Below are 23,856 nucleotides of genomic sequence, written 5' to 3' on the forward strand. Positions count from 1 at the left end.
TTCAGGCGGCCGTGGCGGGCCAGTACAGCAGCAACCGCGCGCCGCCGAGCCGCGGCGCCTCGCCAAGCCGCGCATGCCCGCCGTGCGCATGCGCGACGTGCCGCACGACCGCCAGGCCCAGGCCGAAGCCGCGCGTCCCGCGCCCCTTGCGCTCCAACCGCTTGAAGGGCTCGAAGGCCGCCTCGCGCAGTGACGGCGGCACGCCCTCGCCGTCGTCGTCGATCGCGAGCCAGAGCTGGCCCGCCTCGACCCACGCCGTCATCAGGATGCGGCCCTTCGCGTACCGCGCCGCGTTGCGCAGCCCGTTGCGGATCGCATAAGGCAGCAGGCGCTCGTCGAATGGCAATTCATCGGGCAGCCGCAGGTCCGTGTCCAGCGCCTTGCCGTCGAGCAGCGGCGCCAGCGACGCCGCTTCCTTCGCGAGCATGTCGCCCAGGTTGCCCTGCATCACATGCGGCTGCAGCGCGCCCATGTCGAGCCGCGCCAGCGTCAGGCTCGCGTCGATGAGTTCGTCGAGCTCGGCGATGTCGCGCTCGCAGGCCATCACCGCCTGCTCGCGGCGGTCGCGGTCGTCCTCGTCGACCAGCGCATCGACCGCGAAGCGCAATCGTGCGAGCGGTGTGCGCAGCTCATGCGAGACCGCGCCCGTCAGCTCGCGCTGCGTCGCCATCGCGGCGGCCAGCCGCTCCAGCATCGCGCGCGTCGCCGCGGCGACCGGCGCGAAGAGTCGGCTCTTCAGCGGCGGCAATTCCGTGTCGAGCCGGCCCGCGCTCAGCCGCTCGGCCGCGCGCTGCAATCCGCGCAGATCACGCCACAACGGCCTCAACTGCCACCACGCGATCAGCGCGACCGCCAGCGCGATCACGACCGCCACGCCCAGTTGCGCGGCGAGTTCCTTCGGCAGCTCGCCCGCCCGCTTGGAATCGAGCGGGCCGAGCAGCAGCAGCTGATCGGGCTCACCCGGCAGCGCCGCGTAGATGCGGCGGTTGAAGCCGGTGACCAGCACCTCGCCGCGTTCAAGCCGGCGGCGCTGGTCCGCGCTGAGCTGCGCGAGGTCGGTGCGGATCAGGCGCACGGGATAGTCGAACTGCGCGTCGAGCTCGCGCACCCGCTCGCGCCGCGCCGGCGGGTCCAGCGGCGCGAGGTCCCGCACCAGCAGGTCCACCGTGCCGCGCATGAAGTTGCGGACGTAATCGTTGGTGACCTCGGAGGCGCCGATCAGCACCAGCCCCTCGACGAGCAGGATCAGCGCCAGCACCGCCAGCCCGAGTCCCAGCGCCATCCGCAACAGCGAGGCGCGCAGCGTGATCGCGGCCATCAGTCGATCGCGAAGAGGTAGCCCTGACCGCGCACCGTCTTGATCCGCACCGGCGCCTGCGCGTCGTCGCCGATCTTCTTGCGCAGCCGCGAGATGCGCGCGTCGATCGCGCGGTCCAGCCCGTCGAACTCCAGCCCGCGCAGGCCCTGCATGATGTCGTCACGGCTCACGACCTGACCCGCGCGGTGCGCGAGGAAATTCAGCAGCTCGTATTCGGCGGTCGTGAGGATGACGGGCTCGCCGTTCAGGCGCAGCTCGCGCGATTGCGGCAGCAGCGTCAGCGGGCCGAAATGCAGCGCCTCGCCGACCGGGTGCGCCGCCGGCAGCGCATCGCGGCGCAGCAGCGCCTTCAGCCGCGCCAGCAGCACACGCGGCGCCACCGGCTTGGCGATGTAGTCGTCCGCGCCGCCCTCCAGACCGAGCACCTGGTCGATGTCGTCGTCCCGCGCGGTCAGCATCACGATGCGGCCGGCGAAATCACGACGCGTGTCGCGCAGCACGTCGAAACCGTCCTTGCCGGGCAGATGGCCGTCCAGCAGCACCAGGTCGAAGGGCTCCTGCCGCATCAGCGCCTCGCCGGCCAGACCGTCGCCGCAGACGGTCACCGCGTAGTTGGCCTTGCCGAGCGCGTCGGCGACCAGCTGGGCCAGGCGCTCGTCGTCCTCGATGAGCAGGATGCGCGCGGCGCTCTGAGCAGAAATATCCATGGCACCGAGCATAGGCGAGGCCCTCCCCCGCCGACTTCAGCCACGCTTAAGCGCGCATGCGCACGCGCGTGTTTCCGCCAACGCCCGACGGCGCCGTGATGGCCGGCGCCCGCCGGGCCCGACAGGGGACGTCAACGGTCGGCCGGAATGTCCAGCCGCCAGCCCGCGGGGGTGCGCACGGCCCGCAGCGTCGGGTCGTCCGCCATCGGCGCCCAGCGCTGCGCGAGGTGGTCCAGCGCCTGCGGCGACAGGTCGGTGCGGCTGGCCATCACGCGATCGACGGTCTCCGGCGTCACGCACGCCATCAGCGCCGCCCGCGCCGGGCCGCGCAGCGCGGCGTGCCAGCGGGCGCGCAACGCCGCGATCTCCCCGGCGTCGTCCCGCCCCTCGGGGTCATGCCAGGCATAGACCCGCGACAGGCCTTCGTGCGCCTCGGTCTGCTGCAGGCCCTCGTCGGTCATGCCGATCGCGAGCAGCACGCGCCCGGACGGCTCGTTCTCCGGCGCCGTCGTGCCCAGCAGGTGCCGCATCCCCAGCACCTGGCGGCAGTAGTCGAAGGTGGCCGCCGCCGCCTCCCGCGCGTAGCCCTGGCCCCAGAAGCGCGCTGGAAAGCCGTAGCCGATGTCCGGATGCGGCAGCCCCTCGCGCTGGATCACGCCGGCCAGGCCGAGCAGCTCGCCGTCCTCCAGCCGTTCGACGGCCCAGAAGCCGAAGCCCAGCAGCCAGTAGCGCGCCTCCAGCCGCTCCCGGATCCAGGCCGCGGCCTGCTCGTCGGTGCGGACCTGCGCGTCGTAGATGTGCTCGATCCAGGCCGGCTCGTTGAGCAGCCCGCGGACGAAGGCCGCATCCGATTGCCGGAACCACCGCAGGCGCAAGCGCGCCGTTCTCAACACGTCCATCCACGCCTCCCAGCGCCCGTGAGCGTCATCACCAGGGTCCTCATCGACGCCATCATCAGCGCCATTGCCGACGTCCCCGTGGACGCCGTCCCCCACAAAAGCGGGACAATACCCCACATGAAATTCATGTCGAAGCTCCAGGCCGCCGAGCGCCTGAACGACTCCCTGCTGTGCGTCGGGCTGGATCCCGATCCCGCGAAGTTCCCGACCCACTGGAAAGGCGACGCCGGCCGGATCTACGACTTCTGCGCCGCCATCGTCGACGCCACCAAGGACGTGGTGAGCTCGTACAAGCCGCAGATCGCCTACTTCGCCGCGCACCGCGCCGAGGACCAGCTCGAGCAGCTGATGGCCCACATCAAGCGCCACGCGCCGCACGTGCCGGTGATCCTGGACGCCAAGCGCGGCGACATCGGCGCCACCGCCGAGCAGTACGCCCGCGAGGCCTTCGAGCGCTACCAGGCCGACGCGGTGACGCTGTCGCCGTTCATGGGTCGCGACAGCGTCGAGCCCTACCTGCGCTACGCCGACAAGGGCGCCTTCCTGCTCTGCCGCACGTCCAACCCGGGCGGCGACGACTGGCAGATGCAGCGCCTGGCCGACGTGCCGGGCCAGCCGCGCCTGTTCGAACACCTGGCCGCGCTGGCCCAGGGCGACTGGAACGTCAACGGCCAGCTGGGCCTGGTGGTCGGCGCGACCTACCCGAAGGAGATCGAACGCGTGCGCGAGCTCGCCCCGACGCTGCCGCTGCTGATCCCGGGCGTCGGCGCCCAGGGCGGCGACGCCGCGGCCACGGTCGCGGCCGGCTGGCGCAAGGACGCGGGCACGGTGATCGTGAATTCCTCCCGCGCGGTGTTGTACGCCTCCGCCGGCGAGGACTTCGCCGCCGCCGCGCGCCGTGTCGCGCTGGCGACACGCGACGCCCTGCGCCCCACCGCCGCCGCCTGATTCCCCGGCGGCAACGCCCGCCAATTAATTGGCAGAAACCCCGAACGCGCACCGGACTGGGCAGCTTTCGGGATTCCTCGCCTCTCCAGAACACCCCCCGCTCGCCGAGACTCCGTTACCGGACGTTGCAATTCCGGGCCGACGCGCCAATCCGGCATGCCGCTCGCCCCGGAACCTTTCCAAGGAGGGAAAGGGCATGTCCACCTACAACGAGTTGGGGCGGGGACGAGTGAGCAAGGATTCCCAGGACGATCTGAGCAGTCTGGTCGGGCACGAACTGTCGCGCGGCGACAGCCTGCCCGCGAAGCTGCAATGGCGCGCCGCGCGGCTGTTCATGGCCGCGTGCGTGCTGCTGTCTGGCATGGCCGGCCTGCTGCTGCTGGCCAGCGCCGGCGCGTCGGAACCCTTCGGCGGCCTGCTGCCGCCGGCGCTCGCCCTCGTGACCACCGTCGCCGGTCTGGCGATGCTGTGGCGGCTCCCTTCCCATCACGGTCCCGCGGCGACGGTCGCGCTGATGTGCCTGGCGATGGCGACGGCGCTGTCGCTGGCGGTGTCGCGCCAGCTCGGGCTCAATGCCGCGAGCCTCGGGATCATGGGCCTGATGGTCGCGCTGGGCACCGGCATGATCGGACTGGGCGCGGGCCTGTCGCTGTTCGGGCTGGGACTGGCCGCGCTGGGCGGACTGGCCTCGGCGGAGCTCGGCGGCTGGATCCCGGTCGCCGGGGCGCCGATCGGACTCACCGCCCGGCTGCTGACGCAACTGCTGCTGCTGACCTCGGGGCTGGTCGTCGGCCTGGGCACGGCCAAGCTGATCCGGCGCGCGATGCAGGAGGTCAACGACCGGCATGCACGCTTCCGACATCTGCTCAACATGGCGGCGGACTGGTACTGGGAGATGGATCGCCAGTTCCGCTTCACGCATCTGACCGAACACAACCCGGGCGCCTCGGGCCTGTCGATGGCGGAGCGGCTCGGCCGCGCGCCGTGGGAGATCGAGCACCTGGGGCTCTCCGACGAGGAACTCGACGCGCACCGTGCCGACCTCGAATCCCACCGCCCGTTCCGCGGCCTGGTGATGCGCCGCACGGCCGAGGACGGCTCGCTGCACTACGTGTCGATCAGCGGCGAACCGCGCTTCGATGCCAAGGGCAACTTCCGCGGCTACTGGGGCGTGGGCCGCGACGTCACCGACGAGGTCCAGACCGAGCAGGCCATGGTGGCCACGGAGACGCGCTACCGCGAGCTGTTCCGCCGCTCGCCGTCGCCGCTGGTGCTGCACCGCTGGGGCCGCGTGATGGACGCCAACCCGGCGGCGATGGCGATGTTCGGGTACACGCAGCGCTCCTCGATGATCGGCCAGGACCTGTTCTCGCACTACGAGCCCGGCGACGAGGAACGCGCCCGCCAGCGCGCCGCCAAGATCGAGTCGCTGCCCGTCGGCGCGATGCTGCCGATGACGGAGTTCCGGCTGCGGACCCTGTCGCGCCGCCGGCGCCTGGTGCAAGCCACCAGCGTGCGCGTGGACGCGGCCACCGGTCCCGCGACGCTGTCCTTCTTCATCGACCAGACCGAGACCTCGCGCGCGCAGGATGCGCTGCGCCGATCGGAGGCGCTGCTGTCGCACCTGTTCGCGACCAGCCCCGACATCGTCACGCTGACCGAGACCGTCAGCGGCCGCTACGTGATGGTCAACAAGACCTTCGAGCTGGTCAGCGGCTACACGGCCGACGAAGTGCTGGGCCGCAGCTCGGAAGAGCTCGGCATCTGGCAGGACATCGCCGACCGCGACCGGCTGGTCGAGGCGCTGCGCCTGCACGGCCGCGTCAGCGACCTGCCGGCGAGCTTCGTCAACCGGCGCGGGCAGCCGATCCCGATGCTGCTGTCGGCGGCGCCGTTCGTGATGGACGGGATGTCCTACCTGGTCGTCAATTCGCGCGACGTCAGCGACACCGAGCGCACGCGGCTGGTCCACGCGGCGATCCTGGAGAACGCGTCGATCGGCATCGCGCTGACGCGCGACCAGCGTTTCGTGCAGGCCAACCGGCTGGTGGAGGAGATGTTCGGCTGGCCCGCGGGCGAGTTGATCGGCCAGGCCGGCAACGTGGTGTGGCCCAGCCCGGAGGACTACGAGGCCGTCGGCCACGAGCTCGGTCCGCGCCTGGCGGCGGGCGAGCAGGTCGAGGTCGAACGCCTGATGCGGCGCCGCGACGGCGGCCGCTTCCTGTGCCGGATCCTGGCGCGGGCCGTCGATCCGAACCACCCGAGCCGCGGCGGCACGATCTGGATCATGGAAGACGTGACCGAGCGCCGGCGCGTCGAAGCCGCGCTGGCGCAGGCCAAGGACGAGGCGCAGGCGGCCAACCGCGCCAAGAGCGCGTTCCTGGCCAACATCAGCCACGAGATCCGCACGCCGCTGAACGGCCTCGTCGGCCTGGCGCGGCTGCTGCAGCAGCCGGACCTGAACGGCGACACGCGCAGCCACTACCTGGACCAGATGGTGGACAGCGCGGAGAGCCTGTCGGGCCTGATGTCGGACATCCTGGACCTGTCCAAGATCGAGGCCGGCCGGCTGACGCTGGAGACCGTGCCCTTCGCGCTGCGCGACATGCTGGCGACGATGCGCATGGGCTACCTGACGCTGGCGCAGGCGCGCGGGCTGGGCTTCAGCATCGACGTCGACGACGCGGTGCCCGCCTGGGTGATCGGCGATCCGGTGCGCACGCGGCAGATCCTGAGCAACTACCTGAGCAACGCGCTGAAGTTCACCGAGCAGGGCCGCGTGGCGGTGCGGGTGCGCCGGCTGGACGAGCGCCGCCTGCGCGTCGAGGTCAGCGACACCGGCCCCGGCATCGCCGAGGCCATGCACGAGCGGCTGTTCCAGCCCTTCACGCAGGCCGACGAATCGACCACGCGCCGCTACGGCGGCACGGGCCTGGGGCTGTCGATCTGCCGCGAGCTGGCGACCTTGATGGGCGGCGACGTGGGCGTGGACAGCCAGCCGGGCGCGGGCGCGACCTTCTGGGCCGAGCTGCCGCTGCCCGCGGCGCCGGCGCCGGTGAGCGCGCAACGCCACGCGCCGGCCGAGGACGCGGAACTCGCGGGACGCCGCATCCTGATGGTCGAGGACAACCCGGTGAACATGATGATCGCCGTGGCCATGCTCGAGCAGTGGGGCGCGGAGGTCTCGCAGGCCAGCGACGGCAGCCAGGCGGTGGAGGCGGTGACGGCCGCGGCCAGCATGGGCAAGCCCTTCGACGCGGTGCTGATGGACGTGCAGATGCCGGTCATGAGCGGCCACGAGGCCACGCGACAGCTGCGCCAGCGCTACGACGGGACGCAGCTGCCGATCATTGCGCTGACCGCGGCGGCTTTGGTCCAGGAACGCGACGAGGCGCTGGCCGCCGGGATGAACGAGTTCCTCACCAAGCCGATCGACGCGCAACGGCTGCGGCAGGTGCTGGTGAAGCTCACGGCAGACTGAGTTGCCTAGGCCGTTTCGGGGGCCTGGTCTGCAATGCTGCGGATCACGTCCATGAACGCCAGCACGGCCGTGCCGGGAGGCTCGCCCTGGAGCGTGATCAGGCCGAAGTCGGGCATGCGGTTGGGGAGCTCGGACGCGATGCGCGTGAGCAAGCCGCGCCGCACATACTTGTCCACCAGGCCGGCGGGCTGCAGCGACAGCATGTTCGTGCTCTGCAACAGCTCCAGGGCGAAGAGGAACGACGGCGTCTCCACGATCCCCGAGGTGAGCGACAAGCCGGCGTCGCTGAAGATGCCATCCGAGACCTTGCGCAGCGCGGTGGACGTCGGATAGAGGATCCACGGCCACCGCGACAGTTCCCGAACACCGGGGGGCTGGGCGCCACGCAGCGGATGGTGCAGGCCCGCGGTGATATGCAGGCTCTCGCCGGACAGCCGTTCGTACTGGAACTGGTCGCGTTGCGAGTCTTCGGTGAACCGGCCGATCATCACGTCGATCTTGCGCTCGGCCAGCCACACGATCAGCTGGTCACTGCTCTGCTCCAGCACCTTCACCACCAGCAGCGGGCGCAAGCGCTGAAGCTCGGCCACCGCGGCAATCAGCAGGTGCGCCGCCGAACCGGAGATGGCGCCGATCGTCAGATGACCGTGCCCGCCCTGCTTGAGCGTGCTGAACTCGTCGATGAACTTGCGGTGGCCGTCGAGCGCCGAATGCGCGTAGCGCAAGGTGAAGAGTCCCAGCTCATTGGGTCGCATGCCGCGTGGCAGGCGATCGAACAAACGCGCCTCCAGCATTTCCTCGATGTCCATCAACACCTTGGTGGCCGCCGGCTGCGTCATGTGCATCTGCTCGGCGGCCAGGCGCAGATTGCGCGTCTTGCCCAGGATGTCCAGGAACTGCAGGTGCCGGAAACGCAAACGGGAGACTTGCGCCAGCATCAGGGGTGATCCGAAGTCCTGTGTGAACTCATCAGCATTTGGAATCGATGCTAGCAAAAAAGTCAGTGGACCGTCAGGGGGGGGCTCACGTAGCCTGCACCTCACAAACAACGGCCTCACAGAGAGCCGGTGCGTCGCGGCGGGGCCGCCGCGGCGCGCGCACAACCACTGCGGAGACATCATGCAAATCAGATCACTCGGCTGGGCTGCGGCGCTGCTCGTCGCATTGGCCAGCCCCGCTGCGGCGCAGATCAAGGAACACGTGTTCAAGATCGGCACCGGGCTCAGCGAAGACCACCCACAGGCACAGGCGCTGAAGTTTTTCGCCGACCAGTTGGCGGCCAGGAGCGGCGGCAAGCTGACGGCGCGGGTCTACACCAGCGGCGCGCTGGGCAACGACGTCAGCATGACCTCGGCGCTGCGCGGCGGCACGCTGGAGATGACCATCCCCGACAGCTCCACGCTGGTGTCGCTGGTCAAGCCATTCGGCGTGCTGAACCTGCCCTTGACCTTCAACAACGAGAAGGAAGCCGACGCCGTCCTGGACGGTCCGTTCGGGCAGAAGCTGCTGGCCAGGTTGCCGGAGAAGGGGCTGATCGGGCTGGGCTTCTGGGAGAACGGCTTCCGCCACGTCACCAACTCGCGCCGCCCGGTGCAGCGCGCCGATGACCTGAGCGGCCTGAAGCTGCGCGTCATCCAGAGCCCGCTGTTCCTGGACACCTTCAACGCCCTGGGCGCCAACGCGACTCCCATGCCCTTCACCGAGCTCTACTCGGCGATGGAGCAGACCGCGGTGGACGGGCAGGAGAACCCGCCGGCGACCATCCTGGCCAGCAAGTTCTACGAAGTGCAGAAGCACCTGGTGCTGTCTAGGCACATGTACAGCGCCTGGGTGCTGCTGATGTCCAAGAAGACCTGGGACGCGCTGTCCGCCGAGGAGCAGAAGATCGTCCAGGAGGCGGCGCGCGAAGCCACCCTGCACGAACGCAAGACCATCCGGGCGTTCTCCGAGACGGCTCTGGCCGAGCTGAAGAAGGCCGGGATGCAGATCACGGAACTGCCGCCGGCCGAGCAGGCCAGGATGCGCGGCAAACTCCAGACGGTGCTGACCAAGTTCAGCAAGGAGTTCGGCGAAGACACCACCGCCGAACTCAATGGCGAGCTGGCCAAGGTGCGCGGCGCCGCGACGGCCAGGAAGTAGTTCGCCAGCAGTGGAAGGCGGCGGCGCCGCTTTCCCCCTTTCCCCCGTTCTCTTCTTTCAAGACGATGGCCATGGACAACCCAGCCGGTCGGCGCTTTCGCTCGCGCGAATGGTTTGCCGATCCCCAACGCTCCGACATGACGGCGCTCTACCTGGAGCGTTTCATGAACTACGGCTTGACGCCCGAGGAACTGCGTTCGGGCCGCCCCATCATCGGCATCGCGCAAACGGGCTCCGACCTGTCCCCGTGCAATCGCATCCACCTGGACCTCGCCCGACGCGTTCGCGACGGGATCCGTGACGCCGGCGGTATTCCGATGGAATTCCCGGTGCATCCGATCTTCGAGAACTGCCGCCGCCCCACCGCGGCGCTGGACCGCAACCTGGCCTACCTGGGCCTGGTCGAGATCCTGTACGGCTACCCCATCGACGCCGTGGTGCTCACGACCGGCTGCGACAAGACCACGCCGGCCGGCATCATGGCCGCCTCCACCGTGGACATCCCGGCCATCGTGCTGTCCGGCGGGCCCATGCTCGACGGCTGGCATGGCGGCGAACTGGTGGGCTCGGGCACGGTGATCTGGCGCAGCCGCCGTCAACTGGCCGCTGGCGAGATCGACGAAGAGGAGTTCCTGCAGCGCGCGTGCGCCAGCGCACCGTCGGCCGGGCACTGCAACACCATGGGCACGGCGTCGACGATGAACGCCGTGGCGGAGGCGCTGGGCCTGTCGCTACCCGACTGCGCCGCCATTCCCGCGCCGTACCGCGAGCGCGGCCAGATGGCCTACGACACCGGCCGCCGCATCGTCGGCATGGCCTTCGAGGACCTGCGTCCGTCGCGCATCCTCAGCCGCGAGAGTTTCCTCAACGCGCTGGCGGTGGTGAGCTGCGCGGGCGGCTCCAGCAATGCGCAGGTCCACATCATGGCGATGGCCCGCCACGCCGGCGTGGACCTGCGCCCCCAGGACTGGACCGACCACGCCTACGAGCTGCCGCTGCTGCTGAACATGCAGCCTGCCGGCAAGTTCCTGGGCGAACGCTTCTTCCGCGCTGGCGGCGTGCCGGCGCTGATGTGGGAGCTCGCAAAGGCCGGCCGCCTGAATGGCGAGTGCGCCAGCGTCACCGGCCGGACCGTGGGCGAGAACATCCAGGGCCGCGAGAGCAGCGATCGTGAGGTGATCCGGCCGTTCGACGCGCCGCTGATGCCCAAGGCGGGCTTCCTGGTGCTGAGCGGCAACCTGTTCGACTTCGGCATCCTGAAGACCTCGGTGATCTCGCAGCGCTTTCGCGAGCGTTACCTCAGCCGGCCCGGCCACGAGGGCGTGTTCGAGGCCCGCGCCGTGGTGTTCGACGGCGCCGACGACTACCACGCGCGCATCAACGATCCGGCGCTGGAGATCGACGAGGGCTGCATCCTGGTGATGCGCGGCGCCGGTCCCATCGGCTGGCCGGGCTCGGCCGAGGTGGTGAACATGCAGCCGCCCGACGCGCTGATCCGGCGCGGCATCCAGACCCTGCCCACGCTGGGCGACGGTCGCCAGTCCGGCACGGCCGACAGCCCCTCCATCCTCAACGTCTCGCCCGAGAGCGCGGTGGGCGGAGGCTTGAGCTGGCTGCAGACCGGCGACGTGATTCGCGTCGACCTCAACGCCGGCCGTTGCGACGCGCTGGTGTCCGAGGACGAGATCGCGCGCCGCCTGCGCGAGGTGGCGCCGCCGCCCGTGCCGGCCAGCCAGTCGCCGTGGGAGGAGCTCTACCGCAGCCACACCGGCCAGCTGGCCGATGGCGCCACGCTGGAGATGGCCCTCAAGTACCGCCGCATCGCCGAGCGCACGCCGCGCCACAACCACTGACACCGCACGAGGAACGCTCAATGACTGCAACAACGACGGCCCTGCCGGTGCGCACCGATGGCCTCCACCCCGTCCTGCCGCAGGACGGCCTGGCCGGCACGCTCGTCGCGCGTGTGTGGCGCGCAGGATCGAGCGCCGGCCCGGCCGTGGTGGCGCTGCGCGCCGAGGGCGTGTTCGACGTCACCCAGCAATTCGCCACCATGAGCACGCTGCTGGACACCGAACAGCCGGCAAAGGCCGTCCGCGCGGTGTCCGGCGAATTCCTGTGCAGCATCGAGGCGCTGCTGGACAACAGCAAGGCCGAGGGCCGCGACGACGCCTTGCCCTGGTTGCTCGCGCCCTGCGACCTGCAGGTCGTCAAGGCCGCCGGGGTGACCTTCGCCGCGAGCATGATCGAGCGCGTGATCGAGGAGCAGGCCGGCGGCGACGCCAGTCGCGCCCAGGCGCTGCGCAGCCAGGTCACGGCGCTGATCGGCGGCGACCTCTCAGACATCCGCCCCGGCTCGCCCGAGGCGCTGGCGCTCAAGGCCCTGCTGCAGCAGAAGAAGCTCTGGTCGCAGTACCTGGAGGTCGGCATCGGGCCCGACGCCGAGGTCTTCACCAAGTCGCCGGTGCTGGCCGCGGTCGGGCATGGCCAGGCCATCGGCATCCGGTCCGACTCCGCCTGGAACAACCCGGAGCCGGAGGTGGTGCTGGCCGTCAACAGCCGCGGCGCCATCGTCGGCGCCGCGCTGGGCAACGACGTCAACCTGCGCGACATCGAAGGGCGCAGCGCCTTGCTGCTGGGCAAGGCCAAGGACAACAACGCCTCCTGCGCCATCGGCCCCTTCATCCGGCTGTTCGACGACGGCTTCGGCCTGGATCAGGTCCGCCGCGAGACCGTGCACCTGCAGGTCCGCGGCGAGGACGGCTACACGCTGAGCGGCGTCAACACCATGGCCAGCATCAGCCGCGACCCCGTCGAGCTGGTGGCGCAGACGATGGCCTGCCACCAGTACCCCGACGGCTTCATGCTGTTCCTGGGCACGCTGTTCGCGCCCATCGAGGATCGCGACGAGCCGGGCGGCGGTTTCACCCACAAGCTGGGCGACGTGGTCACCATCCACAGCCACTGGCTGGGGGCTCTGCAGAACCGGGTGACGCACAGCGAGGCCGCGCCGCCGTGGCGCTTCGGCCTGCGAGCCCTCATCGGCAACCTGGCCGAGCGCGGGCTGCTGCAGGGAGCTGCTCTGTGAGGTCCGCTCCGAGGGCCGAAGTCAGGGCCCTGGTGAGGGCTGCCGTCAGGGCTGCTGTCAGGGCTGTCATGACGGCCGGGCTGTGCATGGAGGTGAGGCCATGATCGACGTCGCCATCGACAGGTTCTGTCGGGCCATCGACCTGCTGATCGCCGGCGCGCTCGCGGTGATGGTCGTGCTGGTGTTCGGCAATGTCGTGTTGCGCTACGCGTTCAACTCCGGCATCGCCGTCAGCGAGGAAGTGTCGCGCTGGCTGTTCGTCTGGCTGTGTTTCATGGGGGCGGTGGCCGCGTTGAAGGAGGGCGGCCACCTGGGCACCGACATGCTGGTGTCGCGCCTGCCGCTGGCCGGCAAGAAGGCCTGCATGCTGCTGGGCCACCTGCTGATGCTGTACGTGACCTGGCTGTTCCTGGACGGCAGCTGGCAGCAGGCGCGCATCAACCTGGACGTGGAGGCGCCGGTGACCGGCGCGTCCATGGCGCTCTTCTACGGATCCGGCGTGGTCTTCTCGGTGTGTGCCGGCCTCCTGCTGCTGTTGCAGCTGGTGCGCCTGCTCAGCGGCCATCTCCGAGAAAGTGAGCTCGTGATGGTCAAGGAGTCGGAAGAGCAGGCCGAGCTCGAGAGCCTGCAGGCCGAGCTCGCGCGCGCCGACGCGCGGCGGGACCCCACGCACGCACGCCCGGACGCCAACGCCAACGCCGACGCTTCGAACGGCACCTCCCGGGACGCGCGGTCATGACGGTCTTCATCTTCCTCGGCAGCCTCGTGGGCGCCATGGCGCTCGGCATTCCCATCGCGTATGCGCTGCTGGCCAGCGGCGTGGCGCTGATGTGGCACCTGGACCTCTTCGACGCGCAGATCCTGGCGCAGAACTTCATCAACGGGGCCGACAGCTTCCCGCTGCTGGCGGTGCCCTTCTTCATGCTGGCCGGCGAGATCATGAACGTCGGCGGGCTGTCGCAGCGCATCGTCAACTTCGCGCTGGCGCTGGTCGGCCACGTCAAGGGCGGACTGGGCTACGTGGTGATCGTGGCGGCCTGCCTGCTGTCGGCGTTGTCGGGCTCCGCCGTGGCCGACGCCGCGGCGCTGACGGCCCTGCTGCTGCCGATGATGGTCAAGGCCGGGCACAAACGGGAGGTCTCGGGCGGGCTGATCGCGGCGGCCGGTGTCATCGGCCCCATCATCCCGCCCAGCATCGGCTTCGTCATCTTCGGCGTCGCCGCCAACGTGTCGATCAGCAAGCTGTTCATCGCCGGCATCGTGCCCGGCATCATGATCGGCATCGGTCTGGCGCTGACCTGGTGGTGGGTGGGCCGCAAGGAGAAGCTGGCGCTGCCTCCCCGCAAGACACGCGCCGAGATCTGGACCGCCGCGCGCGAATCGGTGTGGGCGCTGCTGCTGCCGGTGTTCATCCTGGTGGGACTGCGCATGGGTGTCTTCACGCCCACCGAGGCGGCGGTCGTCGCGGCGGTCTACGCGATGTTCGTGGCCACCGTGATCTACCGGGAACTGTCGCTGCAGGCGCTGGTGCGCGCGTTCGTGGCGGCGGCGCGCACCACGGCGGTGGTGATGTTCCTGGTGGCCGCGGCGATGGTGTCGGCATGGCTCATCACGGTGGCCAACCTGCCCACGCAGATGGTGGAGCTGCTGCGCCCGCTGCTGGACCACCAGACGCTGCTGCTCGTGGCCATCATGCTGCTGGTGATGCTGGTGGGGACGGCCATGGACATGACCCCCACCATCCTCATCATGACGCCGGTGCTGATGCCCTTGATCAAGGCCGCCGGCATCGACCCCATCTACTTCGGCGTGCTGTTCATCATCAACAACTCCATCGGCCTGATCACGCCGCCGGTGGGCACCATCCTCAACGTGGTGGCCGGCGTCGGCCGCATGAAGATGGACGAGGTCACCCGCGGCGTGCTGCCGTTCATGGCGGCCCAGTTCGCGGTGCTGTTCATCATGGTTCTCTTCCCGCAGACGGTGCTGGCGCCGCTGCGCTGGTTCTATTGAACGCCAGACCAAGGAGACAAGACATGCACCTGGCCATGCACCTGGCAAAGCCCGGCAGACTCGCCATCAAACGCTGGCTGATGGCCTGGCCGGCCGGACTGGCGATCATGAACGGCGCGTGGGCCGTCGATCGGCCAGCCAGTCCTGCCGAATGGCCGGCGCTCAAGGAGGTCTACCGGCATCACTTCCTGATCGGCAGCACCAACCTCAGTGCCGCCAATTTCGGCGCCGACGTGGTGCCGGGCGAGGACTCGGTCGCCGCCATGACCGTGAAGCACTTCAACGCGGTGACGCCCAGCAACGCGATGAAGCCGGACTTCTGGAATGGCGGGAGCAGCAATCCAGCGCCGAACTTCCTCACGAATCTGACCTCGGGCATCAATGCCGACATCGGCGCGGCCAACGCGCGCGGCGTCAAGGTGACCGGGCACGTGCTGCTCTGGCACAACCAATCGGGGCAATGGCCGGCGCCCAATGTCCTGACCTCGACCGGCGGCTGGGAAACGCCGTGGGACTACCCCACCGCGAAGGCCAACCTCGAGTACTACGTCCGGACCGTGGCCGGGCATTTCGACAAACAACCTTTCAAGGTCTACGCCTGGGACGTCGTCAACGAAGCGTTCAAGGACAGCCCCGACAACCCCGCCGACTGGAGAAACGCCTTGCGCACGGGCTACAACCCCGAAGAGCGCCCGTCGCGATGGGCCCAGGCTTATGCCAAGGGCGGGAAAAGCTGGGACTACCTGTATGACGCCTTCTACTACGCGCGCCAGAACACGACGGCGCTGCTGAACTACAACGACTTCAACGACAACGAGCGCGCCTCGAAGGCCTCCGCCATCGCCGCGATGGTCAAGGAGTTCAATGAACGCTATGCGGCCGAGTCGGCCGCGGGCAAGGGCCGGATCCTGCTGGATGCCAAGGGCAGACCCAGGCCGCTGGTCGACGTCATCGGCACGCAGGGGCACTGGGACATGCGGCTCAACCTGGACGCCTTCGAAAGGACCCTCAGGACCTATCTCGACACGGGCGTCAACGTCGATCTGACCGAACTGGATCTCGCACCCACGCTGGGTCTGGACAAGGGCGAGCGCATCCAGAACGGACCCGAGATGGACGCCCTGTTCATGGAGCAGGGCGTCCAGTACGCCAAACTGTTCAGCCTGCTCAAGGAGTACGCTGGCGGCACGGCGGGGCGTCACCCCGAATACAAGGGCGGCGTCCACCGCGTCACCTGGTGGGGAATGACGGACCCGGGCTATCACACCAACGGGTATCCCTGGTCTGGCGTCGGGCGTCCGAAGGAGGCCTACTGGGCCGCGACCAACCCGGAGCAGTACCTCATCGACGCAGGCCTGCCGCCGCACGGTGTCACGGCGACCTTCAGGTATGGCGGAGAAACCTTCAAGGCCAGGACCTGGGGCGGCAGGAACGCGCAGGCGATGCTCGACATCCACGTGCCGGCCGGCACGAGGCACGTCGCCTTCAGCGCGCGCAACGTCTCGCTGCCGCCGGGGTTTGCAGTCGAGAGGATCAAATTCAACCCGACCGACTGCGCCGTGAATCCCGGCAGCCCCTGCCATGTGACGGTGACCGCCCGCGGGCCCGCGCCGGCAGAGGCTTACCGCGCCGTGGGCGTGGAGAACACGGCGACCTTCGTGCTGTCCTTCGGCAACATGACCGTGGGGTGGATGGACGCGGCCAACACGCTGGAAGCGCCGCTGTCCTTTGCGGACGTCCGCTTCAGCGACGGCGTGACCCGGTTCAAGCAGTACCAGACCACCTATGGCGCCGATGGCATGGCCAGGGCGTCGGGCGTCACGGACATGAAGGCGGTGCCCAAGCATGGACGCAGCACCTTGGTCCTGTCCTCACGAGACCCGATCGCCAGCCCGTCCGGCCTGCGCCTGCACAAGCATCCGGCGACGGAAAAGGCCTGGCGACTCGTCACCCGGCTCGAACCGGGACGGACGTACATGGTCGTGTCGGCGGATTCCGCCTTCAACGGGCGGACCCAGGCCGCGGCCCTGACCAACAGAAGCAAGCCCGCGACGAGCGCATCGCCGGAGTCGCTCTCGCGCACGCCTGTGATCCTCCGCGGCCGCACGCTCGTGCCTTTGCGCAATTCGAATGCGCCAGAGAGTGAACCGGCCCTGGCCCAGGACAACCACAAGTTCGTCTTCGAGGAAGCGGTGAGCCCTGCCGCGGGACCGTACGCGACTCGCGAAGGTCACACGATGCAGAGCTTCATCCATGGCACCAATGTCTACCCGCATGTCATGTTCCGAGGCAATGGCGCCAGTGGCAGCGTTCTTGCGGACAAGCATTCGCTGATCACGCGACAGACGAATGGCCAGGAGGGCTCGCAGATCGCCGAGAGGGCGCTGGATCAGGCGGTGTGGTTCAGCACGCCCGTGGACCCGAAGACCGGGGAGATGAAGCTCTTCCTGTACACCGACAGGAACGGCGTGAAACAGCACTTCGTGCTGAAGGAGGTCGTCGACGGGGTGACGCCGAACCGGGATGCGGGGAACGCGATCAGCCAGCGGCAAGCGGCGGAAGGCGGGTTCGTCGCCTTGCAGGCGAGGAGTCCCCGGGAGGGCACGAGCGTGAGGCTCTACGCCTACGACATCGAACCTGACATGCCGGGCCCTCCGCGCCCGCACTCGACGTGCGAGGATCTTGCGGCGGCGACGGCGTCCGTCGGCAAGCGTCCAGGCCAATCCGGCTTCCTCGGCCATGCGGACCTGGATCAGAACGGCGTCGTCGATGCCCGCGATCTCGCCGCCCTCGCGCGGATGCTTCCGGAAGGCATCAGGTGCCACTGAGGCGCTGAGATTCCCTCACCTCGCGCTCAAACTGGACCCTCGCCAATCCGCCGCCTGCCAGCGCTGGAACGCACCCAGCATCGTCACGTCGCCGGCCTGGCGTTTCGTCTCCAGCGTGTCGAGGTCGACCAGCTCGTAGCTGCGCTTGTAGCGGCCTTCGGCGCGGGACTCACGCGCGACCAGCAGCTCCTTGCCGCCCGGCACCCAGCCGGCGAATTCCGCGTAGCCCAGGCCGGGCTGTGCCGCCACCGGCGGCAGCACCGACACCTTCCAGCCCTGCGCCGTGCGGCGCAGCAGCCAGAGCTCGCGCCAGCCGTCCGCCGGCACCGAGGCGATCGCGATCGCCGTGCCCTCGCGGTTGATGCGCGCCGATGCCGTCATCACCAGCCCCCAGGCGCAGTGGCGCAGCAGCGGCGCGCTGCCTTCCTTCGCGCCGTTCATCGTCAGCGTCAGGCAGGTCTCGCCCGGCTGGCCGGCGGCCACGCTCAACTTCACGGGGCCGAGCGTCTGCTCCGGCGCACCCGCCGGCAGCGCGGCCCAGCGCATCGCGTTGCCGCGCATGGCGGCGTCGTTGTAGGTGGGTTGGTCGTCGTCGGAGAGCTCCGCGGGAACGACGCGGGCGAAGGCTTCGAGCGCCCGGCGCGATGCGGCCGACGAAGCATCCACCTGCAAGGTCGTGGTCGAGGCCACTGCCGCGGCGGTGCCCGCAGCAGTGCCCACGGCGCCCGCGGCGCTGGCCCGTCGCGCACGGATGAAGGCCAGGCTGCTCCACACGCCCGACTGCCGCATCAGCACGCGGTTGCGCCAATGCGTCGCCAGCGCCGGATCCCGCAGATCCACCTTGTCGAGCACGTCCGCGCGCCACTGGTCCATCTGCTCGCGCTGCGGCGGCGTCGCGACCGGGTCCAGGCAGTCGGCGCGCGTCAGCGCCAGCGCGGCGCGCGCCTTCTGCTCCGGCGTCGACGCCGGCATCGCCAGCACGCGGCGGAACGCCTCCCCGTCGTAGCAGAGCTGCATCGCGCCGGCCTCGCGCTCCAGCGTGCGGAAGCGCAGGCCGTAACGCGCGGCGACGTCGAGCTGCGCGGCGACCTGCGTCTCCGCGGCCGACGGCGCGGCCGTCGCCACGCCGTCCGCCCGCGCTGGCGTGCGTGAGGCGCGATCGGCCAGCCGCTCGGCCAGCGTGCCCATCGCATCGAGCGCCTCCGCGCCGTCGACGCCGTTCATCTGCGCCGCGCTCGCCGCCTGCACGTAGGCGGCGGCCAGGCCCAGACCGAGCGATTCCGCGCCCGGCTGCTGGCGCACGACGCGCAGCGCGGCCAGCAGCGCGTCCGGCTGCGCGGCCGGGCCGTTCAGCGGCAGCAGCGCCGCCTTGCGGACGAAGCCGCCGCGCTCGCGGTGGTAGTCGTAGACCTGGAAGTGGTCAGGGCGCTCGCCGCGGATCTCCAGCGCCTCGCCGCGCCAGAGCTGCGCCTGCGCCGGCGACGAATCCTTCGCCGCCGCGCGCATCGCCACGTTGTCCTGCACCACCAGCGCGGTGCGCGGTGCCGCGTTGTCCGCCGAGACCCGCTTGATCGGCGGCTTCGGCGCGGCGTCGTCGCCAGTCGCTGTCGCGGTCGTGGTCGCGCTAGCAGTCGCGGTCGCGGTCGCGATCGGCGTGGCGGCATCGGCCGAGTGGACGCACAGCAGTTGAACGGCGACAGCGGCAATCGCGGCGGCCATCACGAGCTTCAGGCGGCACATGTCGGAACCCTTTCGACTCAGGATCAGGGACGGGACCAGGAACGCGGAGGCACGGTGGCGGTTCATTGCGAGGTCCCCTCGCCTTCGCCTTCCGAGCGACCTTCATGGCGTCCTTCCGGACGCCCGTCCTGCTTCGTCCCCAGCAGCGTCTTGCCGATGAACCCGCCGTCCGACGGCGGCGGCGCGATGATCACCTGCACCTTGTCGGACAGCTTGTCGGCCATCGCCTTCTGGATCAGCAGCGGATGGCGGCTCAGCAGCGCGCCCTCGGCGGCCATCTGGTCGACCGCGACCTTGCCGATGCGCGACTGGCGATAGGCCTCGGCGTCGGCCAGCTTCTCGCGCGCCTTGGCCTCGCCCTCGGCCTCGATGCCGCGCGCCTGCGCGTTGCCCTCGGCCATGCGGACCCGCGCGACGCGCTCGGCCTCGGCTTCCAGCTGGCGCTGCTCGACCTGGCGCTGCTTGAACGGCAGCACGTGCTTCATCGCCTCCTCCTGGCCCTTGGCGGCGATGATCTGCTCGCGCGCCGAGGCTTCGGCGGCGGTCTCGCGGCGGACCTTCTCGGCCGCCGCCTCCAGCTCGGTCTGCTTGACCTGCTTCTCCTTGAGCTCCAGCGTGTAGCGCATCTTCTCGCTGGCCAGTCCTTCCGACAGCAGGTTCTCCAGGCCGGCGCGGTACTCCTGCGGCAGGTCGACGTTGCCGATCTCCAGGCCGCGCAGCACGATGCCGTCGACCGCCAGCTTGCGGCGCAGCTCGGACTCCAGCGCGGCCTGGATGGGACCGCGCTGCGTCGAGAAGATCTCGCGCACCGTGTGCGTCGCGATCTGGCGGTAGACGATGCCTTGCAGCGCCGGCGCGATCACGTCGCCTTCGATGTCGTCGGGCAGCGAGGTCGCCAGCTGCGCCAGCCGCGTCGTGTCGACGGTCCAGCGCACCGTGAGGTCCAGGCCCAGCGACAGCCCTTCGAGCGACTGGAGCGGCGCCTCGCCGTCGGCGCGGGCGAAACGCTGCGGGTGATAGCTGCGATCACGCACCGGCAGGTCGCGGACGTCATGCAGCCCGGGCAGCTGGAGCATGGAGCCCGAGCGGGCCTCCGTCACGCCGCCGGTCAGCATGTTCGTGCGCAGGCTGACGGCGCCGCGCGGCACCTCGTGCACCGGCGGATGCATCACCAGCAGCGCCACCGCGCCGGCCACGGCGGTGAGGCCGGCCAGCCAGGGCAGGCAGCGGACCAGGCCGGCGCCGGCGCGCTTCAGCGGCAGGCCAAGGCCGCCGGCATTGGCACCGGCACCAGCGCCGGCGCCTTCGCCGCCGAACTCGTCGCCAAGCTCGTCACCGCGGTGGCGGCGGGAGAAACCGGGCAGCCGAGCCTTGAGCCGCGCGGCGGCGTTGCGGATCGATTGCAGGCGGTCGTTCATGAGGTCCTCCGGGGTTCCCGTTGATTCGGGTGTTGGGATGACGCTCATGGTCCGCAGACGCCCCGGAAGCCTCAATGCGGGCGTCGGCGGGTCCCTTCACGGTCCGGAAGAAACCTTCACGGGCGGGTCGCGCCGCCGGGCGCGGCGATGTCGATAATCCGGCGCCATGGCCATCCCCAGGAACAAGGTCGCCGTCATCGAGGACGACCGCCCCACCAGCGAGCAGCTCACCGGCTGGATCCGCGCCGCGCGGCCCGAGCTGCAGGTGGACCAATGGTTCGACCGCGACGCCGCCGAGGCCGCGCTGGCGCGCGAGCGCTACGAGATGGTCGTGCTCGACATCGAGCTCGGCCGCGAGCGCAACGCCGGCATCGCGCTGATCAACGAGATCAACAAGCTGAACGCCGGCACGCCGGTGCTGGTCGTGTCGGCGATGCCGGCCGCCATCTACCGCGGGATCATGAAGGCGCTCGACGCCTGGGACTACCTGCAGAAGACCAGCTTCGACGAGGCCGAGTTCATCGACACCTTCCTCGACATCCTGCGCGCCGCCCGCGCCCGCGAAGCCACCGAGCCGGTGCCGGCCGCGCCGGAGGCGCTGCAGCTGGACCCGCTCTGGCAGCGCAGCCCGCTGTGGAAGGGCCAGCGCATCAACCTGCCGCTGACGGCGCAGCGCATCCTCGCCACGCTGTACCAGCGCGCGCCGCAGGTGGTGTCGTACGAGGAGCTCTACGACGTCGTCAAGAGCGGCCGCACGCGCGACAACGTGCGCAAGCACGTGTCGACGCTGCGCGAGGCGCTGAAGGAAGTCGATCCGACTTTCGACGCGATTGAGAACGTGCCGATGCGGGGGTTCCGGTGGTCGGGCCCGCGATGACGGTCGGCATGGACGTCGCATGAAGCTCGGACCGGTCGAACTGCCCGCGCTGGCCGTGCCGCGATTGGGGCTGGCGGCGTTCCGCCGCCGCGCGGTCGTGCACTTGGCCTTCCTGCTGCTGGCGCTGGCGACGGTCGGCCTGGTGCTGACGGTGCTGATCGATCAGAAGCAGCGCGCCTACCAGCGGTATGCGCAGGGCTTCCGGCAGTCGCTGGCCGAGATCGTGCTGCAGCTGCGCCATCCGAGCGGCCAGCTGGCGCTGCTGAATCCGACGATGGGCGTGGGCGACCGCGACGGCCAGGCACCGGTGCTGCTGCCGTTCTCGGCGATCGACTTCGACGACCAGAACAAGGCGCAGCGCGCCGTCGAGATGGCCGGCTGCGGCCTGCGCTGGCCCGACGGCGCGAGCCTGTGCGCCGCCGTCGGCGCGAACGCCTACGCGGGCGGTTTCCTCTACCTGGTCGGCAGCCTGGAGAGCGGCCCGCTCGCCGGCCGCGAGCACGGCGCGCTGGACCTGAGCGGCGTGCACCGCGCGCGCGTGACGCTGAAGCTGCGCGGCGGCACGCAGACCTGGATCGCGCCGTTCGAAGGCACCGCCGCGGCCGACGGCACGCAGCGCGGCCGGCTGACCGGCTTCCTGGGCGCGGGACCGCAGCTGCCCGGCAAGGCGCGCCCGGTGCGCGAGTTCCGCGGCTGGCTCTGGCGCGAGGGGCCTTGCGCCGAAGGCAGCAGCGGTCCTGACTGCGCCAGGCGCACCTTCTATTCGATCCGGCTCCCGGTGGAAGCGTTCCAGGACGCGCTCTTCGACGACGCGGGCCATCGCGCGCGGCCGGTCTGGCCGCCGGCGGACCTCGACCAGATGCGGGTGCGGGTGGAGCTGCTCGGGCCTGCCGAACCCATCGCGCCCACGGAGTCCATCGTGCCCGCCGAGCTGTCTGCTGCGGCCTCCGAGCCGATGCCCGCCGGCGTGACCGCCCCGTCGACACAGACTCCCACTCCCACTCCCACTCCCACTTCGGCTTCGGCTCCGGCTCCGGCTTCGGCTTCGGCTTCGGCTTCGGCTTCGGCTTCGGCTCCGGCTCCGGCTTCGGCTTCGGCTTCGGCTCCGGCTCCGGCTCCGGCTCCGGCTCCGATCCTCTTCGACAGCGCCAGGCCGGGCGCGTCGCTCGCGCTGTCGCTGGACCGGATCGGCGCATCGTTGCAGCCGGGCGAGACGCTGCGCATCGAGCGACTGGGCAAGCAGGCGATGACGATCGCCGAGCGCCGCGGCCCGGAGCTGTCGGAGCGCGCGCTGCCGTGGCTGATCCACGTGATGCGCCGCCTGCCGGTACAGGGCGAGGTCCTGGGCGTCGGCGCCGACACCGATGCCACCGAGATCCGCTGGCTGACCGCGTCCGACGACGTGGCGACGCCGAGCGGCCGTTACCGGCTCGACCTGCGCGGCGACCTGCGCAGCCTCGACCGCCAGTTGGCGCTGGAGGCGCGCCCGCTGGCCTGGCTGGCGGCGGCGATGCTGGCGGCCGTCGCGCTCGCGTGGCTGATGGTGGAGCTGGGGCTGATCCGCGGCATCGCGGTGCTGACGAAGCGCGCGGCCGCCGTCTCCTACAACATGCAGGACGCGCGGGCGGACCAGCGCATCGGCGAACTCGACGTGGCCGACCTGCGCGGCCGCGACGAGCTGGGCATCCTGGCCGGCAGCCTGGCCGACGCGCTGACCCGCGTGAAGGACGGCCTGCGCCGCGAGCAGCTGCGCGCCGAACGCGAGCGCGAGATGTGGCATGCGGTCGGTCACGAGATCATGTCGCCGCTGCAGTCGCTGATGGTGCTGCACGGCGCGGGCGACGATCCCAGCCACCGCTACGTGCAGCGGATGCAGCAGGCGGTGAAGGTGCTCTACGGCAGCGCGCCGCCGAGCGAGGCGCTGGCGTCCGCCGACCTGCACACGGAGGCGCTGGACCTGGCCGCCTTCTGCCGCGAGGTGGCCGCGAACGCGCACTACGCCGGCATCGACGACGTGACCTTCGCCACCGAGTTGCCCGAGCCGCAGCCCGTGCACGCGGAGGCCTACGCGCTGGAGGACGCCGTCACCCACGTGCTGCGCAATGCCGACCGCTACCGGCCCGAAGGCACGCCCATTGCCATCACCCTGGAGGCGGGCGAGCCCGGCTTCGTCCTGCTGCGCATCCGCAACCAGGGGCCGCACATCGACACGGCGATGCTCGACCAGATCTTCGAATACGGCGTCTCCGACACCGCCCCGCAGGTCAACGGGGAACGCCGCGGCCAGGGGCTCTTTGTCGCGAAGACCTACCTGGCGAAGATGGATGGCAGCATCCGGGCATTCAATGTGCCGGAAGGCGTGGTGTTCGAGATGAGCCTGCGCCGCGCCGCGGCCTGAGC

16 protein-coding genes are annotated in these 23,856 nt (G+C 70.3%); 10 read left to right on the forward strand and 6 right to left on the reverse strand.

The window, feature by feature from the left end:
- Nucleotide 1: 1 nt before the first annotated feature.
- The 3 genes from ACQ4L4_RS19765 to ACQ4L4_RS19775 form a co-directional block, all read right to left on the reverse strand.
- Nucleotides 2–1,318, reverse strand: coding sequence for an ATP-binding protein (locus ACQ4L4_RS19765; RefSeq protein WP_431100591.1), 1,317 nt, complete (start codon nucleotides 1,316–1,318; stop codon nucleotides 2–4).
- Entirely contained in the window at nucleotides 1,318–2,025 is a 708-nt protein-coding gene (locus ACQ4L4_RS19770) for a winged helix-turn-helix domain-containing protein (protein ID WP_431100592.1), read from the reverse strand. The genes ACQ4L4_RS19765 and ACQ4L4_RS19770 overlap by 1 nt, the downstream gene beginning before the upstream one ends.
- 131 nt (nucleotides 2,026–2,156) lie before the next feature.
- Nucleotides 2,157–2,924: a GNAT family N-acetyltransferase gene (locus ACQ4L4_RS19775; RefSeq protein ID WP_431100593.1), complete on the reverse strand. Its 768-nt coding sequence runs from the start codon at nucleotides 2,922–2,924 to the stop codon at nucleotides 2,157–2,159.
- A 117-nt stretch (nucleotides 2,925–3,041) separates the two neighbouring features.
- On the opposite strand from ACQ4L4_RS19775, the gene pyrF reads away from it, so the two are divergent.
- Both pyrF and ACQ4L4_RS19785 read left to right on the forward strand, forming a co-directional pair.
- Entirely contained in the window at nucleotides 3,042–3,872 is an 831-nt protein-coding gene (gene pyrF / locus ACQ4L4_RS19780; protein ID WP_431100594.1) for an orotidine-5'-phosphate decarboxylase, read from the forward strand.
- 196 nt (nucleotides 3,873–4,068) lie between these two features.
- Entirely contained in the window at nucleotides 4,069–7,353 is a 3,285-nt protein-coding gene (locus ACQ4L4_RS19785; protein WP_431100595.1) for a PAS domain S-box protein, read from the forward strand.
- A gap of 5 nt (nucleotides 7,354–7,358) precedes the next feature.
- On the opposite strand, the gene ACQ4L4_RS19790 is transcribed toward ACQ4L4_RS19785, so the two are convergent.
- Nucleotides 7,359–8,291, reverse strand: a complete 933-nt coding sequence (locus ACQ4L4_RS19790; protein ID WP_431100596.1) for a LysR substrate-binding domain-containing protein — start codon at nucleotides 8,289–8,291, stop codon at nucleotides 7,359–7,361.
- Between the two features lie 181 nt (nucleotides 8,292–8,472).
- Here ACQ4L4_RS19790 and ACQ4L4_RS19795 point away from each other — a divergent pair, with 181 nt between their 5' ends.
- The 6 genes from ACQ4L4_RS19795 (at nucleotide 8,473) to ACQ4L4_RS19820 (ending at nucleotide 17,421) form a co-directional block, all read left to right on the forward strand.
- Nucleotides 8,473–9,492, forward strand: coding sequence for a TRAP transporter substrate-binding protein (locus ACQ4L4_RS19795; protein WP_431100597.1), 1,020 nt, complete (start codon nucleotides 8,473–8,475; stop codon nucleotides 9,490–9,492).
- Between the two features lie 71 nt (nucleotides 9,493–9,563).
- Nucleotides 9,564–11,345 (forward strand): IlvD/Edd family dehydratase, encoded by a 1,782-nt coding sequence (locus ACQ4L4_RS19800; protein WP_431100598.1) that lies wholly within the window; start codon nucleotides 9,564–9,566, stop codon nucleotides 11,343–11,345.
- A gap of 20 nt (nucleotides 11,346–11,365) precedes the next feature.
- Nucleotides 11,366–12,580 carry a fumarylacetoacetate hydrolase family protein gene (locus tag ACQ4L4_RS19805; protein WP_431100599.1) on the forward strand — a complete coding sequence of 405 codons (1,215 nt, stop codon included), beginning with the start codon at nucleotides 11,366–11,368 and terminating at the stop codon, nucleotides 12,578–12,580.
- 100 nt (nucleotides 12,581–12,680) lie between these two features.
- The gene (locus tag ACQ4L4_RS19810) at nucleotides 12,681–13,319 is read left to right on the forward strand and encodes a TRAP transporter small permease (RefSeq protein ID WP_431100600.1); all 639 of its coding nucleotides are present in this window, start codon (nucleotides 12,681–12,683) and stop codon (nucleotides 13,317–13,319) included.
- On the forward strand, nucleotides 13,316–14,593 hold the full coding sequence (locus ACQ4L4_RS19815; protein WP_431100601.1) for a TRAP transporter large permease subunit: 1,278 nt from the start codon (nucleotides 13,316–13,318) through the stop codon (nucleotides 14,591–14,593). Before ACQ4L4_RS19810 ends, ACQ4L4_RS19815 begins: the two co-directional genes overlap by 4 nt.
- 23 nt (nucleotides 14,594–14,616) lie before the next feature.
- Nucleotides 14,617–17,421, forward strand: a complete 2,805-nt coding sequence (locus ACQ4L4_RS19820) for an endo-1,4-beta-xylanase (RefSeq protein WP_431100602.1) — start codon at nucleotides 14,617–14,619, stop codon at nucleotides 17,419–17,421.
- Between the two features lie 15 nt (nucleotides 17,422–17,436).
- On the opposite strand, the gene ACQ4L4_RS19825 is transcribed toward ACQ4L4_RS19820, so the two are convergent.
- Both ACQ4L4_RS19825 and ACQ4L4_RS19830 read right to left on the reverse strand, forming a co-directional pair.
- Nucleotides 17,437–19,227 carry a hypothetical protein gene (locus ACQ4L4_RS19825; protein WP_431100603.1) on the reverse strand — a complete coding sequence of 597 codons (1,791 nt, stop codon included), beginning with the start codon at nucleotides 19,225–19,227 and terminating at the stop codon, nucleotides 17,437–17,439.
- Nucleotides 19,224–20,579: an SPFH domain-containing protein gene (locus ACQ4L4_RS19830; protein WP_431100604.1), complete on the reverse strand. Its 1,356-nt coding sequence runs from the start codon at nucleotides 20,577–20,579 to the stop codon at nucleotides 19,224–19,226. The genes ACQ4L4_RS19825 and ACQ4L4_RS19830 overlap by 4 nt, the downstream gene beginning before the upstream one ends.
- Nucleotides 20,580–20,745: 166 nt before the next feature.
- On the opposite strand from ACQ4L4_RS19830, the gene ACQ4L4_RS19835 reads away from it, so the two are divergent.
- Both ACQ4L4_RS19835 and ACQ4L4_RS19840 read left to right on the forward strand, forming a co-directional pair.
- Nucleotides 20,746–21,456, forward strand: a complete 711-nt coding sequence (locus ACQ4L4_RS19835; RefSeq protein ID WP_431100605.1) for a response regulator — start codon at nucleotides 20,746–20,748, stop codon at nucleotides 21,454–21,456.
- 19 nt (nucleotides 21,457–21,475) lie between these two features.
- Nucleotides 21,476–23,854: a sensor histidine kinase gene (locus ACQ4L4_RS19840; RefSeq protein WP_431100606.1), complete on the forward strand. Its 2,379-nt coding sequence runs from the start codon at nucleotides 21,476–21,478 to the stop codon at nucleotides 23,852–23,854.
- Nucleotides 23,855–23,856: the final 2 nt, after the last annotated feature.

The sequence above is a fragment of the Roseateles noduli genome, assembly GCF_050626985.1.
Lineage (GTDB): Bacteria > Pseudomonadota > Gammaproteobacteria > Burkholderiales > Burkholderiaceae_C > Roseateles > Roseateles noduli_A.

Coding starts and splice junctions, on each gene's coding strand:
- ACQ4L4_RS19765 (WP_431100591.1), bottom strand. CDS start 1,318: ATGGCCGCGATCACGCTGCGCGCCTCGCTGTTGCGGATGGCGCTGGGA.
- ACQ4L4_RS19770 (WP_431100592.1), bottom strand. CDS start 2,025: ATGGATATTTCTGCTCAGAGCGCCGCGCGCATCCTGCTCATCGAGGAC.
- ACQ4L4_RS19775 (WP_431100593.1), bottom strand. CDS start 2,924: ATGGACGTGTTGAGAACGGCGCGCTTGCGCCTGCGGTGGTTCCGGCAA.
- pyrF (WP_431100594.1), top strand. CDS start 3,042: ATGAAATTCATGTCGAAGCTCCAGGCCGCCGAGCGCCTGAACGACTCC.
- ACQ4L4_RS19785 (WP_431100595.1), top strand. CDS start 4,069: ATGTCCACCTACAACGAGTTGGGGCGGGGACGAGTGAGCAAGGATTCC.
- ACQ4L4_RS19790 (WP_431100596.1), bottom strand. CDS start 8,291: ATGCTGGCGCAAGTCTCCCGTTTGCGTTTCCGGCACCTGCAGTTCCTG.
- ACQ4L4_RS19795 (WP_431100597.1), top strand. CDS start 8,473: ATGCAAATCAGATCACTCGGCTGGGCTGCGGCGCTGCTCGTCGCATTG.
- ACQ4L4_RS19800 (WP_431100598.1), top strand. CDS start 9,564: ATGGACAACCCAGCCGGTCGGCGCTTTCGCTCGCGCGAATGGTTTGCC.
- ACQ4L4_RS19805 (WP_431100599.1), top strand. CDS start 11,366: ATGACTGCAACAACGACGGCCCTGCCGGTGCGCACCGATGGCCTCCAC.
- ACQ4L4_RS19810 (WP_431100600.1), top strand. CDS start 12,681: ATGATCGACGTCGCCATCGACAGGTTCTGTCGGGCCATCGACCTGCTG.
- ACQ4L4_RS19815 (WP_431100601.1), top strand. CDS start 13,316: ATGACGGTCTTCATCTTCCTCGGCAGCCTCGTGGGCGCCATGGCGCTC.
- ACQ4L4_RS19820 (WP_431100602.1), top strand. CDS start 14,617: ATGCACCTGGCCATGCACCTGGCAAAGCCCGGCAGACTCGCCATCAAA.
- ACQ4L4_RS19825 (WP_431100603.1), bottom strand. CDS start 19,227: ATGAACCGCCACCGTGCCTCCGCGTTCCTGGTCCCGTCCCTGATCCTG.
- ACQ4L4_RS19830 (WP_431100604.1), bottom strand. CDS start 20,579: ATGAACGACCGCCTGCAATCGATCCGCAACGCCGCCGCGCGGCTCAAG.
- ACQ4L4_RS19835 (WP_431100605.1), top strand. CDS start 20,746: ATGGCCATCCCCAGGAACAAGGTCGCCGTCATCGAGGACGACCGCCCC.
- ACQ4L4_RS19840 (WP_431100606.1), top strand. CDS start 21,476: ATGAAGCTCGGACCGGTCGAACTGCCCGCGCTGGCCGTGCCGCGATTG.